Here is a 12,577-nt window from a genome sequence, read left to right on the forward strand (position 1 = left end):
CAATTGGGAAAAAGATAAAAAAAGCTGAAGGGAGAATCCCCTTCAGCTTTTTTTATATAGCCTTAATAGTTTCTTGGATTGTTGATTGCTTGAAGCATTCTGGTGCCGGGTTTCATCTCGCTGCTACATAACGGACAAACATGTTCATCATTACTTGTAAAGTTATCGCGAATCCAACCTTTGCAATCTTCTGATGTACATTCCCACACTTTTGTTTCTTCAGGAATGATTTCTTCCGTATTATTTCTTCTATACATATATCTCACTCCTTAGAATTGAATTGACTCCGTCCTGCATAACAGATCACAAGCCATAAAGATAAAAGAAAGAATAGATGGCGTTTAATCTAAATTGTGAGTAAATAACCATTCGCAAATCTAAGTATGATTATTGTTCTTTCAAACAAACTTTTGAATGGTAAGAACTTGAGATTACGACATGAATTTTTCATATCTCAGTAACCATTATATCATATATATGCTTTATATATTTGAAGAAAGATTCAAAAAAGAAACGATTCCCCAAAATGAAACACAGTCCCTGACTTACCCTTCAAGATAATCGAGACTGCGCTGTTTAAGAATCCATTCCATATGGTTCTTCCTGCTCGTTCAATGAACATTTCAAAGCGAATCGAGCATGAGAGTAATTTTTAATGCCAAAACCTAAAACAATGAAAGCCCTGCCTCTCTCCCATCCATACGGTTCCTAGACCGTGCCTGCGAGAATCAGATAAAAGCTTGTAAGTACATGTTTATTAATTAAAACCGTCCGTAATTCCAATTGGGTAGATTAAATTCCAAAAGACAAATGGTACATAGAAGTAAGTTAATGAAGAACAGAAATGGATCGAGGAAAATGGTTACATGTAGTTCTTTTTTCTAGATGTGTTTAACTTTTTTCTACTTCATCATGAAAACGATGAAAAATTATTTTATTAATAAAAATGTTACTTTAAATTACCCTCCAGTGTTTTCTTTTCATAACACTGAAACTTAATAATACCATAAATATTTTTATATGTAAAGCCTTAATCCAAAATGAAACTACTCCGTCATACTTCTTTCTTAAAATAAAAAATAAAGAGGCTATGATTCACCTCTTTTATTTAAACGCATTATACTCATTTTCAATTTTTGGAAGTTCCCTGACTTCCTCAACTAATTGACTTCCGCACATTGGGCAATCATAGTTTTCCGAGGCAAAATCTTTTCTCATCCAACCATTGCAATCAGCTGATCCACATGCATATACTATCGTATCTTCCATAATGATTTCTGGTTCCTCTGAATTCTTTTTACCAAAATACATGAGCAACCTCCTCTTTTTTATATAAAGACTCTGATTAAAGGCACAAAATTTCTCCTTTTTATCATTCCTAGTATACGCATTAAACTAAATTCTTATTTATTCAATGAAGAAATTATCAAAAAAACCTTAACACCTTTCGTTTTCCAACCCTGCTTTAACCAAGATCGCTTTAATCATGAAGTAGGAAACATGCTCAGGCAGGGCTTCTTTTAGTGGTTTCAATTTTTCGGAATCCAATTGTTTCGCAGTTTCCAAAACAAGATCAAACTCTTTATCCGAGAAAATATCATCCCATTTAATATCCAAGTGTTCTTCTGCACACTTTAATAAATGATTTTCAATTGATACGGAAGACAGCCCTCTCAATGTTCCTATTTCCTTGATTGATTTGCCTTCCCGATATAAGCGATAGCTTTCTAAATGAGATGGTTTAGTAGCTCGCTTTACCGTTTCCTTTGTAACCATAGTATTCGTTTCTAATTCAGAATGTGCCTGTACATATTGGGAAATCCCTTGTAAGAACACGGATCCGAAGCGTTCAAATTTCTGCATCCCTACGCCCTTAACTTCCAGGAATTCCTCTTCCGTCCTCGGCAGTTTGACGGCCATATCTTTCAAAGATGCATCGGAAAAAATAATGAATGGAGGTACATTTTCTTTACTTGCCAATTCTTTTCTTAACTGTCTTAACTCTTCGAACAACCCATGATCCGCACTGATGCTGCTTACTTTTTTTATTTCCTTACGCAGGACTTTTTTCTGTCCCAGTAGCACTTCCCTGCCAGCATTGGTAACCTTGAGGACCGGAAACTGACCGCCCGTCATTTCGATGTACTGTTTTGCTGTCAGGAAATCAATGAAATCACCTACATCCTTTGCAGATTGATCATTGATGATGCCATAGGTTGAAAGTTTCTGGAATCCGAACTCTTCAATTTTCTTATTGCGTGATCCCGTAAGCACTTGGGAAATCATCGTTTTACCGAATCGCTCACCCATTCGCAACATGCATGAAAGGACCATCTGTGCCTGTGTAGTTACTTCAACAGAGTCACGTTTATCTGTACAATTTTCGCAATGACCGCAATCTTCCGGGTTTTCTTCTCCAAAGTATCGAAGGATGAAGGCTTGCAAGCACCCTTCTGTAAAACAATAATCCTTCATCCTGTTCAATTTCTTCAATTCCTGGGATTGCCACTCCTGCGAGGGATTTGATTGATCAATCAAGAAACGCTGTATTTGCATATCCTGAGGGGAATATAAGAGGATACATTCACTATCCAAACCATCCCTCCCTGCACGGCCCGCTTCCTGATAATAACTCTCCATGTTCTTTGGAGTTTGGTAATGGATGACGTATCTAACATTCGACTTATCGATTCCCATCCCAAAGGCGGATGTTGCCACCATCAAGGGAACGTCATCACGAATGAATTGGTCTTGCTGTTCCGACCGGTCTTGTTCATTCATGCCAGCATGGTATCGACCTGTTTTGAATCCGGCTTTAATAAGCTTGGCATACAAGGTATCGACTTCTTTCCTAGTGGCTGCATATATGATACCCGATTCACTTTTGTTTTTCTCTAAATAGCGCATTAAAAACCGTCCGCGATTTTCTTCTTTCACAACGGAAAAGAACAGGTTATCTCTCGAAAATCCCGTTGATACTGTATGCTGCACTGATATTCCTAGTGACTGACATATATCATCGGTCACATGCGGTGTGGCTGTTGCCGTTAATGCCAGTACAGTCGGAGCTGATGGCATGTTTTTCAATAAGGTTTTGATTTTTAAATAACTTGGTCTGAAGTCATGTCCCCATTGAGATATACAGTGGGCCTCATCAATGGCAACCAATGAAATTTCCACATTAAATAGATCCTGTTGAAATGCAGGATTTTCCAACCGTTCAGGTGCAACATAAACCAGCTTATATCTACCGTGCTTAATATCGTTCATTCTATTGGATGATTCTAACCCAGAAATGGAGCTATTAAGAAATGTGGCATCAATTCCATTTTGTTCGAGGGCATCTACTTGGTCCTTCATCAAGGAAATAAGTGGGGATATCACGAGTGTTACACCTGGTAACAGAAGGGCTGGAATTTGGTAACATATTGATTTACCTCCGCCAGTAGGCATGATTCCCGCTGTGTTTATTCCTCCCAAAACCTGTTCGATAATCTGTTCCTGACCTTTTCGGAATGACTCATAACCAAAGTATTCTTGTAAATATTCACGTGCTTTTTCCATCAATTTACTACTCCTCCTATTTACCTTGTTAGGATTTATAAGAATCTATTTCTTTCATTGTACCTGCTTTTCCCGTTAACCAAAAGGACAAAAAAAGCAGACACATTATGTCTGTGTCTACTTTTTTCAATATATAAACATGTTTTGTATGGTTTAATTAATTCAGGATTTGAACTTTGACGTTTTTAACGCCCCAATTCACGGCATCTTTTTCGTTAGGTACAAAAATGTCCACTCTATTCCCTTTGATGGCACTGCCTGTATCAGCTGCAGTCGCGTAGCCATAACCCTCTACATAAACTTTAGATCCAAGCGGAATGACTGATGGGTCCACTGAAATCACCTTTGCATTAGGATTAGCCTTCAAGTTAACTCCTGTGGCTGTAGTACCGCTGCAGCCTTGACAATCAGCCGTATAGGCAGTTGCTCTAACAGTGATTTCTTTTTCGATTCCTGCTTGATTGCTGGATTCATTGTTTGTGTCTGCTTTTTCTGATGATTCTGCTGGTTCCGATTGTTCAACCGGCTTTGTTTGTTCTGCTGGTTTCGATTGTTCCACTGGCTTTGTTTGTTCTGCTGGTTTTGATTGTTCTGCTGGTTCCGATTGTTCTGCTGGTGCAGCTTGCTCAGATTCCTGCGCAGGCCCTACACTCGCAGCTTCGACTTTATTAGCTGCAGGTTTAATGACCAGTTTCTGACCAGGATGGATTGTATCTGAATTTAAACCGTTCCAAGATTTAATATCATTTACCGCTACATCATATTTGTCTGCAATTTCCGATAATGTGTCCCCTGACTTTACTTTATGATGCTCTTCTTGAGAAATATGTATGGTTTCTCCGGCATAAATCACGTCTGAAGACAAATTGTTCCAAGACTTAACATCTTCTATTGATACTTTATAAGTTTGAGATATCCCCCATAATGTGTCTCCATCTTTCACTTTGACATCTTCTGCTTGTACCGGAATTGTGAATGCACCGGATATTGCAGCCGCTGCCGCTAACGATAAGATTGATTTTTTCATATGTTGTTACCTCCTTGTGAGCTGCTTTATAAGCTACGAGTTAAATCTTAACATAGTTTTTTTCTATACAAAGAACAAACAGATAAAGAATAGATGACAAACATCACAGTAAGATAACGGGACTATAACAATAATTTATAATATTCTGAAAAAACATCATTTCCCATAAAATTTCCTTCCGAGACCAGATGAGTCATATTATGCATTACCCAGACATAAAAATTAAAGGCTATATCTTTACAAAGGAGGTATTTTTGTGACTCGCGAAAAGACTTTTACCTTAGTTAAGTCATATAAACCTTTCCATAGTAAATTCGATCCGTGCCCGCCTATTGGGAGAAAGTACTACAGGACACCTCCTAATTTGTATATTAATTTCCAACCGCCGAATTTGGAGCAGTTCACACCGGAGGAAGCTTTGAAATACGGGACACTTTGGAAATTCTTTTATGATTTTTATGATAATCCATATCGGGAAAGGGAGACATAAATGAATAAGAAACTGGATGATGAATATTATCAGTTGCTTGAGCAAATCCAGGCAGCGGATTTCGTACTTGTCGAGTTGACTCTTTATTTGGATACACATCCTAATGATCAGCAAGCATTACAGCAATTCAATCAATTTCATGAATACTCCAAACAATTGAAATCGGTTTTTGAGCCTAAATATGGTCCATTATTGGGTTTTGGAAACAATTCAGGCGGTGAAAATAAATGGGAATGGGGCCAAGGCCCTTGGCCATGGCAGGTATAAGGAGAGATTTCTATGTGGGTTTATGAAAAGAAGCTGCAATATCCAGTTAAAGTAAGAGACTGTAATCCCCGATTGGCAAAATATTTAATAGAACAATACGGGGGGGCTGATGGCGAGTTGGCTGCAGCACTCCGATACTTAAATCAACGATATACAATTCCCGATAAAGTGATTGGCCTGCTTACGGATATTGGAACGGAAGAATTTGCCCATCTGGAAATGATCGCCACGATGATTTATAAGCTTACAAAAGACGCCACCCCTCAGCAGATGGCTGCAGCTGGCCTAGGTGACCATTATGCCAATCATGATAGTGCCCTTTTTTATCATGACGCAGCAGGAAATCCATTCACTGCCACATATATCCAAGCCAAAGGCGATCCCATTGCAGATTTATATGAAGACATCGCCGCTGAAGAGAAGGCCAGAGCAACCTATCAGTGGTTGATCGACATCTCGGATGATCCTGATATCAATGATTCACTCAGGTTTTTGCGTGAGAGGGAAATTATCCATTCGATGAGGTTCAGGGAAGCTGTGGAGATTTTAAAAGAAGAAAAAGGTAAAAAGAAGTTTTTTTAATGAAATTCACATAAAAAAAGCAGCGGAGAAAATCCGCTGCCTTTTTCATTTACGGTCTGAAGAATATGTCCATCCATCTTCCTGGTAAATCTTTTCTTCCTTCATCAGTTTACCAAGAGCACGCTTGAACGCTCCCTTGCTTAAACCGAAGTGAAACTTAATATCATCAGGTGGCGTTTTGTCGCCATAAGGCATTGCACCGCCGCGATTCATTAAATAAGTGAAAATGACATCAGCATCTTCCCCCATTAAATCTTGTTTAAAGGGGATTAAAGAAACGTTAAGCGTTCCATCTTCTTTACTATCAATGACACGTCCTTCAACTAATTCACCAAGACGGGGCTCTTCCTTGCGTTCACTTTCGTGAATGAAACAGCGGTATCCTTCTTGTGAAATAAAGAAAGACCCAACCATTAGCAAACGATAGACATTTCCCTTAATACTGGTGTTTCGGACTCCTTTTAAAGGAGCTGTCACTGCAATCTCCTGAATTACATCTTCCGTTGCAAGTTTACCAAACAGACGATCATGACGATCTGTCTTCAGGGATACATATAGACGATCACCAACCTCAGGCCATAAACGATCAATATTCGGAAGGTCGTCCAGGGATACAAGAATATCTTTGGAAAGACCTATGTCCACAAAAACACCCAGTTTCCTTTTCACATTGACAACTTCCGCCCAGCCATATCGATCAATCTGAATTTCAGGTATCTTCATTGTCGCTGTTAGCCTTGCTTGTTTGTCATGGTAGATGAACACAGTTACTTCATCGCCAAGCTCAAGTTCCGTTCCTTCACTCATTTCATTATGATGAAGTAAGACATCTTCTGAACCATCCGTTAAAAACCATCCGAAATCAGCCTTACGTTCCACTTCTAACTCTACAGCCATGCCGGCCTGAATTTTTTGCATGTATTAAAATCCTCCTGTAACTTACCTTTACCTACAATTGTACCCAATTATTTATTTTTCCAACATATTTGAATTTATCATTTTTTTGTTGTTCTGTATACCTATTACGGTTTTTTATTTTTAATCCTTGTTTTCTTCATGGAATGCCTGAGGGATCAGAATCTGCCCTTGTTTACCATTACTTAACAAGCTATGCATGATCACTTTGGATAATTGGCTCGGTTAATACGGTTTAACTAAATAATCCTTTGCTCCCAAGGAAATTCCCTTCTCCCATTCGTCAAGTGCGGTCGATACAAAAACGGGAATCTCATTCAAGTCGGCAGATCCTTTTAATTCCCTCAGGAACTTCCAGCCGTCCATCTCTCCCTTCAACAAGGATATCCAGTACAATGGCATCCGGAGGTGAGGTTTTCAGCTTTTGAAATGCCTTTCCACCACTTTTGAAATAGCTAACGTGGAAGCCATTGTCCATCAATTCATATTTTAGCAGTTCCGCTAAGCACAATTTATTTAAAATTTGTCATAAAGTTTACTTATTTACCTGACTTATCTTCTAAACCCGCAATTTCATACTCAGGTATTTCGATGATATAATTTAATGATCAACTGAAAGGAAAAAGAAAACATTCATGACAAAAAAATTGTATTACACATCCACAAAAACTTCCAAATGGGATACCAAAATTCAGGAGAGCTTTGAAGAAGATGGCTATTACTACATCACTCTTGAAGAAACCGCTTTTTATCCCGAAGGGGGCGGTCAGCCTGCAGATACTGGTTTAATAGAAGGAATCACCGTTCTTGACGTTAAAAAAGGCAATGATGGAAAGATTCTGCATAAGACGGAGAGAAGGCCAGATTCAGAAATCGTTCACTGTGAACTTGATTGGTCCCGCCGCTTCGATCATATGCAACAGCATAGCGGCCAGCATTTACTCTCTGCTGTCTGCAGGGAACTGTTCGACTCTAATACGGTCAGCTTTCACCTTGGAAAAGAATATTTAACGATCGATATAATGTCAGGATTTCAATGGACTGAAGTACATACGGTTGCTGCTGAAAAGCTAGTTAATCAATATATCATCGAGAATCGCGAAATACTTATCTATTACGTGACAAACGAGCAATTACAGACACTTCCTGTCGTCAAAATGCCTAAAGTTTCAGAGAATATCCGTATTGTTGAGATTGAAGGGATTGAATATAACCCTTGCGGTGGAACTCATGTAGGGCGTACCGGTGAGATTGGCTTAATAAAAATTTTCAAAACGGAAAAGCAGAAAGAACATACCCGTCTCTATTTTAAGTGCGGCTTCAGGGCATTGAACGATTATTCCGAAAGTCTAGGAATTCTTTCAGCATTATCGAATAAGTTCAATACCGGACGTACAGAGATTCTGAATAGGGTGGAGAAACTGGAGAATGACTATAAGCAGCTACTATCGGCAAATGAAAACTTAAAACTTGAAAATGCAAACTTTCTTGCTGACTCTCTGCTTGCAGAAAATGCAGGGGGATTCATCTCTCATATTTTCGAAGATAGCTCAATGAAAGAACTGCTTTACCTTGCAAATACGATTGTAAAAAAGGAAAAGGTAACCGTATTATTAGCATCACGTAAGGAGCAAAAGGTCATCATTTCGCACAGTGGGGCCTTCCCCTTTCATTGCGGACAATATTTCAGGGCTGAACTCGCTTCGTATAATGGGAAAGGCGGAGGGAACGAACAGACTGCACAAGCAGGTTTTGCGTCACAAAATGACTTAATTGCATTTTACCAATACACAGTTGAAAAATTAGGCCATAATCCTGGTGTATAAAACCTTTGCGAAGTGGTTGAAGACATTCGTGATGAACACGGAAATCATGACTTCTCAGAATGAGAAAAGAGAGGACAAATTAAGTCCTCTCTCTATTTATTCATCTATTTTCAATTTCACTAATCCATGTTCTTCAATATGAAGATGATATTTTTCTTCGAGCTCCATGATACGTTTAAACGCTTCCTCCTGATTGTATTCATGTTTTTCCGACTCCTCGGCAAACTCTTTTCTAGCCAAATGGTAAGCAAGCTTATCCCTGAAAACTCCTTCTTCATACTCATTTATGACTTCATGAAGTTGCTCCTCCAATTCCCTGCTTAAATCAAAAATTTCATATTCCTTCACAAACTGTACTCCTTCCATGCCGAAATCTTTGGCAAAGGAATTGAGATACTGTTCCATCTCACTGTATTCTTTATTATCTTCAGTATCGGAAGCAACCCAATATCCGTACTGAACCATTTTGAATAATGTTTCATACTGTTTCTTGGTAAAATTGATTTTCATTATCGATACTCCTTTTCCGGTTTCCTTACAACAAAAAGAATAAACCGCAATGGAACAAATGTCCAATGCGGTTTATTCTCAATCCAATATTTCCGTTACAGAAAAATAAGCTGCTTTTTCCGTATCTACGACATAATGGCAATCGCCTTTAACTAAATTATAATAACGGTGCTTTTGAATATTTGAAATCATTTGAGTTGAGTCATCGCCCTCAACCTCATGCTCTAGTTCTTTGCCGCCCGGAAAATAAAAACTAACTTTCAATTTCATCTTTCTCATCCTTCCCCTCATCTGGTTGAATCACTCTTTTATTTCTTATCCTTTCTCATGCAGTTTTAAACATAAATAATATGCTTATTCACTTTTTCCATGATATTCTAGGGAAAAACGGAAATCAGAAGGTGTTTTCATGAAGATAAGGAAAGCTATAGAAGAAGATGTAAATGGAATAGCAAATGTACATATTAACAGCTGGAAAACCACTTATAAAGGAATCCTCCCGGAACAATATTTGTCCTCCATGAATCTGGAAGCCAAAAAGAAAAACTGGCTAAGAAATTTAAAGATGCTGCATAATGCCACCTTTGTAGCGGAAAGCGCCAATGGGGAAATCATCGGTTTCGCTGCCGGCGGGCCTGAACAAACGAATGATCCGCGTATTCAAGGTGAAGTATATGCCATTTATTTTTTAAAAGAATATCAACGACAGGGACTCGGCCGAAAAATGATAAAAGCTGTCATACATGAGCTTATTGAAATGGGACATAAGAATTTAATAATCTGGGCATTAAAGGATAATCCTTCATGCGATTTTTACAACACCCTTGGCGGTCAAGTTATAGCTGAAAAAACCGTTAAAATGGCAGGCATCGAGCTCATCGAAGTCGGTTTCGGGTGGGAAGATATTCAGGATATCCTTTTGCATTTGTAAGCGTATTTAGAGGAGGGTGGTTACACTCCACCCTACCCTTTCATGTCTCGATAAGAAAAGCATTTTTCTCATTACCTAAAAAATAAAGCCTGTGCAATGGCCTTGTCATTGTTACGTACAGCAATTTGATATCAAGTTCATTTCCATGGAAATACTCTTCTTCAAGGGATATTGCAAATACGACATCGAATTCGAGACCTTTCGCTTGATAAGAAGGAACAATCAACGTTTTATCCTTAGGGATGTTTCCCTCTTCATCTATTAAATGAAAGCCTTGATGGAATCCCCTTAGTTTCTCGTTTGCCAGTTTGCAATCTTTCATCGTTTTAGCAATAACGGCAAACGTTTTAAATCCTTCTTCTTTAAGGCTTGCAATAAGTTCGATAAGTTCTTCTTCCCAACCTTCCTTTTCAATGGAAATGAATTCCGGCTCTTTGCCATGACGGACTACAGGTTCAACTTCCGGGAAATCATATGTTAACAACTGAAGTATTTCATTAGCTTGTTTCATTATTTCAACAGTTGTTCTGTAGCTTTTTTGTAATTCGGTATACGTCGCCCGAGGGAAAATACGACTGTGAACCTCTTCCCATGTTTGAAGTCCGCGGTATGAATGAATGCCTTGTGCAAGATCGCCTACAAGTGTGAACATATCGGTATCCACTGCCGTCTTTAGTGCCTGTAACTGCATGAAGCTGTAATCCTGTGCCTCATCAATGACGACATTTTTTGCTTTGTTTTCTTTATCGATACCAAAAAGCCGCTCCTGAAGATATAATAATGCTCCTAAGTCCTCCATCTCGTAACTTTTAACAGAAAATAATTTATGATTATACTCACATAATACACTGGCATCTTCAACAGTAAGTTTACCGTTGCTGTAAGAGGCAAGACGCTCCGGATCTTCGTATAAGTCCTGATAGTAATCCAGGAGACCTTTACTTTTGAATTGCTTAAAATACCCTTTTACGGAAGTACGGATTGCCTTTTGGATCTGACCTATCCTTTCCTCCTTTTTATCGAGGCATTTTGTAACAAAATCCTTACGAATGACTGGATCAATATTTTTATAGAGAGCTTTTTCAATTTTGGCATCATAAAGGTCAACAACACGTTCAAGCATTATTTTCTTTTTCAATTTCACTTCATTTTGTAAAATGGCCTTCAGTTTGTCCAGCCTGCTGTATAACGGTAAATACCAATAATCCTCTTCCAATAATCTAATGAACTTCTTTTTGGAATAGAGGCGATATTTATCACAATAAAAATCAGCATTCGGATGAAAACCCCTGAAAATATCCTTTACATATTCGTCCAATATATATTTAAAGACAGGGGAGCCCTTCAGACCTGATATCCAAACGGCCGATTTAATTTCTTCATCATCCTTTTCCAGCAATCGAGTTAATTTATCATCCGCTACAAGCTTCACTTGCTTTCCAATCGCTGCCTGAACATATTCGGAAAATGTGAATTGTTTAACCTTTTCGACACCCAATTCAGGTAAAGCTTCAGATATGTAGTCAATGAAAACCCGGCTCGGAGCAAGAATCATTAATTGTCGCGGATCGAACAAGTCTTTATAGTGATAAATGAAATAAGAGATCCTATGTAAAGCAATTGTAGTTTTACCACTGCCCGCTGCGCCTTGGACAATGATAGGTTTATTCAAATCTGCACGAATGATTTTATTTTGTTCTTCCTGGATCGTGGTAATGATATCTGTCAATCGATTGCTGGAACTTTTGGAAAGGGATTCCTGCAATAATTCATCCGTTGTTGTCAAATCAACGTCCCTTATCTCCTCCAAGACACCTTCTTCGATCATTAGCTGTCTTTTTAAAGTGATGTTCCCGCTGAATGTCTCTCCTTCCGCTTCATATTCTATTTCACCAATCCGTCCCTCATAATAGAGGTTTGCAATCGGGGATCGCCAATCGACGATGATCTGTTCCTGGCTTTCCCTCTGATAAAGCGATGTTTTCCCGAAATAAAGGACTTCGCCTCTATCACCGTCATTCCTTTCAAAATCCACTCTTGCAAAGTAGGGCTTTTTACTTGCTTTGCGTAAACTTTCAAGTTCGGTTTTGGACATCTCAAAAAAGTTGGCCGTCGTCAGCAACTGTGAATATAAGCCTGATTCAGACCAATCGGCATCGCCAAAAGCTTCTTGCATATTCCGCTGAAATTGATCCTTGCTTGTTTCTGATGTTTTGATGACTACATCGATATAACGTTTCGTAAAATCCAGCCGCTGCCGTTCCTGTTCAAAATCAGGGTGATTACCCAATGAAACCACTTCCCCTTCCTTATTTAGTTATCAAACTCATTACAATGCCGATGCTAAGACGAAATGGACATTTATACTATCAGAAAATCCAATGGTTGACAAATCTGGAGACATAGAATTATATAGTTGAAATTTACCTTTCATGATATTTCATATAATTTGAAGAATACACTAA

General features: G+C 38.6%; 14 protein-coding genes. 5 read left to right on the forward strand and 9 right to left on the reverse strand.

The annotated features are described in order from the left end of the window. Window positions 1-62 precede the first annotated feature (62 nt). From MKY17_RS15715 to MKY17_RS15730, 4 genes are all read right to left on the reverse strand, one after another. The gene (locus MKY17_RS15715) at window positions 63-257 is read right to left on the reverse strand and encodes a cold-shock protein (protein WP_034307294.1); all 195 of its coding nucleotides are present in this window, start codon (window positions 255-257) and stop codon (window positions 63-65) included. An 847-nt stretch (window positions 258-1,104) separates the two neighbouring features. After that, window positions 1,105-1,311, reverse strand: coding sequence for a cold-inducible protein YdjO-related protein (locus MKY17_RS15720; RefSeq protein WP_053346482.1), 207 nt, complete (start codon window positions 1,309-1,311; stop codon window positions 1,105-1,107). A gap of 126 nt (window positions 1,312-1,437) precedes the next feature. After that, window positions 1,438-3,567, reverse strand: coding sequence for a DNA helicase RecQ (gene recQ / locus MKY17_RS15725; RefSeq protein ID WP_098369418.1), 2,130 nt, complete (start codon window positions 3,565-3,567; stop codon window positions 1,438-1,440). A 154-nt stretch (window positions 3,568-3,721) separates the two neighbouring features. Then, window positions 3,722-4,591 (reverse strand): LysM peptidoglycan-binding domain-containing protein, encoded by an 870-nt coding sequence (locus MKY17_RS15730; protein WP_098369417.1) that lies wholly within the window; start codon window positions 4,589-4,591, stop codon window positions 3,722-3,724. A 256-nt stretch (window positions 4,592-4,847) separates the two neighbouring features. On the opposite strand from MKY17_RS15730, the gene MKY17_RS15735 reads away from it, so the two are divergent. The 3 genes from MKY17_RS15735 to cotJC are packed head-to-tail and all read left to right on the forward strand — an operon-like array spanning window position 4,848 to window position 5,930. Beyond that, the gene (locus MKY17_RS15735) at window positions 4,848-5,081 is read left to right on the forward strand and encodes a spore coat associated protein CotJA (RefSeq protein ID WP_063234475.1); all 234 of its coding nucleotides are present in this window, start codon (window positions 4,848-4,850) and stop codon (window positions 5,079-5,081) included. Beyond that, on the forward strand, window positions 5,082-5,348 hold the full coding sequence (locus tag MKY17_RS15740; protein ID WP_098369416.1) for a spore coat protein CotJB: 267 nt from the start codon (window positions 5,082-5,084) through the stop codon (window positions 5,346-5,348). A 12-nt stretch (window positions 5,349-5,360) separates the two neighbouring features. Then, the gene (gene cotJC / locus MKY17_RS15745) at window positions 5,361-5,930 is read left to right on the forward strand and encodes a spore coat protein CotJC (protein WP_034307306.1); all 570 of its coding nucleotides are present in this window, start codon (window positions 5,361-5,363) and stop codon (window positions 5,928-5,930) included. Window positions 5,931-5,975: 45 nt separating this feature from the next. Here the strand turns inward: cotJC and MKY17_RS15750 are convergent, their stop codons facing one another. Next, entirely contained in the window at window positions 5,976-6,848 is an 873-nt protein-coding gene (locus MKY17_RS15750; RefSeq protein WP_098369415.1) for a S1-like domain-containing RNA-binding protein, read from the reverse strand. A gap of 222 nt (window positions 6,849-7,070) precedes the next feature. Beyond that, the gene (locus MKY17_RS15755) at window positions 7,071-7,223 is read right to left on the reverse strand and encodes a hypothetical protein (RefSeq protein ID WP_179890959.1); all 153 of its coding nucleotides are present in this window, start codon (window positions 7,221-7,223) and stop codon (window positions 7,071-7,073) included. A 257-nt stretch (window positions 7,224-7,480) separates the two neighbouring features. Here MKY17_RS15755 and MKY17_RS15760 point away from each other — a divergent pair, with 257 nt between their 5' ends. Continuing rightward, window positions 7,481-8,671 (forward strand): alanine--tRNA ligase-related protein, encoded by a 1,191-nt coding sequence (locus MKY17_RS15760; protein ID WP_098369413.1) that lies wholly within the window; start codon window positions 7,481-7,483, stop codon window positions 8,669-8,671. Between the two features lie 96 nt (window positions 8,672-8,767). Here the strand turns inward: MKY17_RS15760 and MKY17_RS15765 are convergent, their stop codons facing one another. Both MKY17_RS15765 and MKY17_RS15770 read right to left on the reverse strand, forming a co-directional pair. Continuing rightward, window positions 8,768-9,181: a hypothetical protein gene (locus MKY17_RS15765; RefSeq protein ID WP_098369412.1), complete on the reverse strand. Its 414-nt coding sequence runs from the start codon at window positions 9,179-9,181 to the stop codon at window positions 8,768-8,770. A 78-nt stretch (window positions 9,182-9,259) separates the two neighbouring features. After that, window positions 9,260-9,451 carry a hypothetical protein gene (locus tag MKY17_RS15770; protein WP_098369411.1) on the reverse strand — a complete coding sequence of 64 codons (192 nt, stop codon included), beginning with the start codon at window positions 9,449-9,451 and terminating at the stop codon, window positions 9,260-9,262. Window positions 9,452-9,590: 139 nt separating this feature from the next. Between MKY17_RS15770 and MKY17_RS15775 the strand changes: the two genes are divergently transcribed. After that, complete coding sequence (locus MKY17_RS15775) at window positions 9,591-10,112, forward strand: GNAT family N-acetyltransferase (RefSeq protein WP_098369410.1); 522 nt, start codon at window positions 9,591-9,593, stop codon at window positions 10,110-10,112. 40 nt (window positions 10,113-10,152) lie between these two features. Here MKY17_RS15775 and MKY17_RS15780 read toward each other — a convergent pair whose 3' ends face one another. Further along, on the reverse strand, window positions 10,153-12,411 hold the full coding sequence (locus tag MKY17_RS15780) for a UvrD-helicase domain-containing protein (protein ID WP_098369409.1): 2,259 nt from the start codon (window positions 12,409-12,411) through the stop codon (window positions 10,153-10,155). Window positions 12,412-12,577: the final 166 nt, after the last annotated feature.

Source organism: Peribacillus sp. FSL P2-0133 (genome assembly GCF_037975445.1).
GTDB lineage: Bacteria > Bacillota > Bacilli > Bacillales > DSM-1321 > Peribacillus > Peribacillus simplex_E.

Excerpts from the sequence above, each read along its gene's own strand:
- MKY17_RS15720 (WP_053346482.1), bottom strand. The coding sequence starts at position 1,311 with ATGTATTTTGGTAAAAAGAATTCAGAGGAACCAGAAATCATTATGGAA.
- MKY17_RS15760 (WP_098369413.1), top strand. The coding sequence starts at position 7,481 with ATGACAAAAAAATTGTATTACACATCCACAAAAACTTCCAAATGGGAT.
- MKY17_RS15750 (WP_098369415.1), bottom strand. The coding sequence starts at position 6,848 with ATGCAAAAAATTCAGGCCGGCATGGCTGTAGAGTTAGAAGTGGAACGT.
- MKY17_RS15765 (WP_098369412.1), bottom strand. The coding sequence starts at position 9,181 with ATGAAAATCAATTTTACCAAGAAACAGTATGAAACATTATTCAAAATG.
- cotJC (WP_034307306.1), top strand. The coding sequence starts at position 5,361 with ATGTGGGTTTATGAAAAGAAGCTGCAATATCCAGTTAAAGTAAGAGAC.
- MKY17_RS15770 (WP_098369411.1), bottom strand. The coding sequence starts at position 9,451 with ATGAAATTGAAAGTTAGTTTTTATTTTCCGGGCGGCAAAGAACTAGAG.
- MKY17_RS15775 (WP_098369410.1), top strand. The coding sequence starts at position 9,591 with ATGAAGATAAGGAAAGCTATAGAAGAAGATGTAAATGGAATAGCAAAT.
- MKY17_RS15740 (WP_098369416.1), top strand. The coding sequence starts at position 5,082 with ATGAATAAGAAACTGGATGATGAATATTATCAGTTGCTTGAGCAAATC.
- MKY17_RS15715 (WP_034307294.1), bottom strand. The coding sequence starts at position 257 with ATGTATAGAAGAAATAATACGGAAGAAATCATTCCTGAAGAAACAAAA.
- MKY17_RS15730 (WP_098369417.1), bottom strand. The coding sequence starts at position 4,591 with ATGAAAAAATCAATCTTATCGTTAGCGGCAGCGGCTGCAATATCCGGT.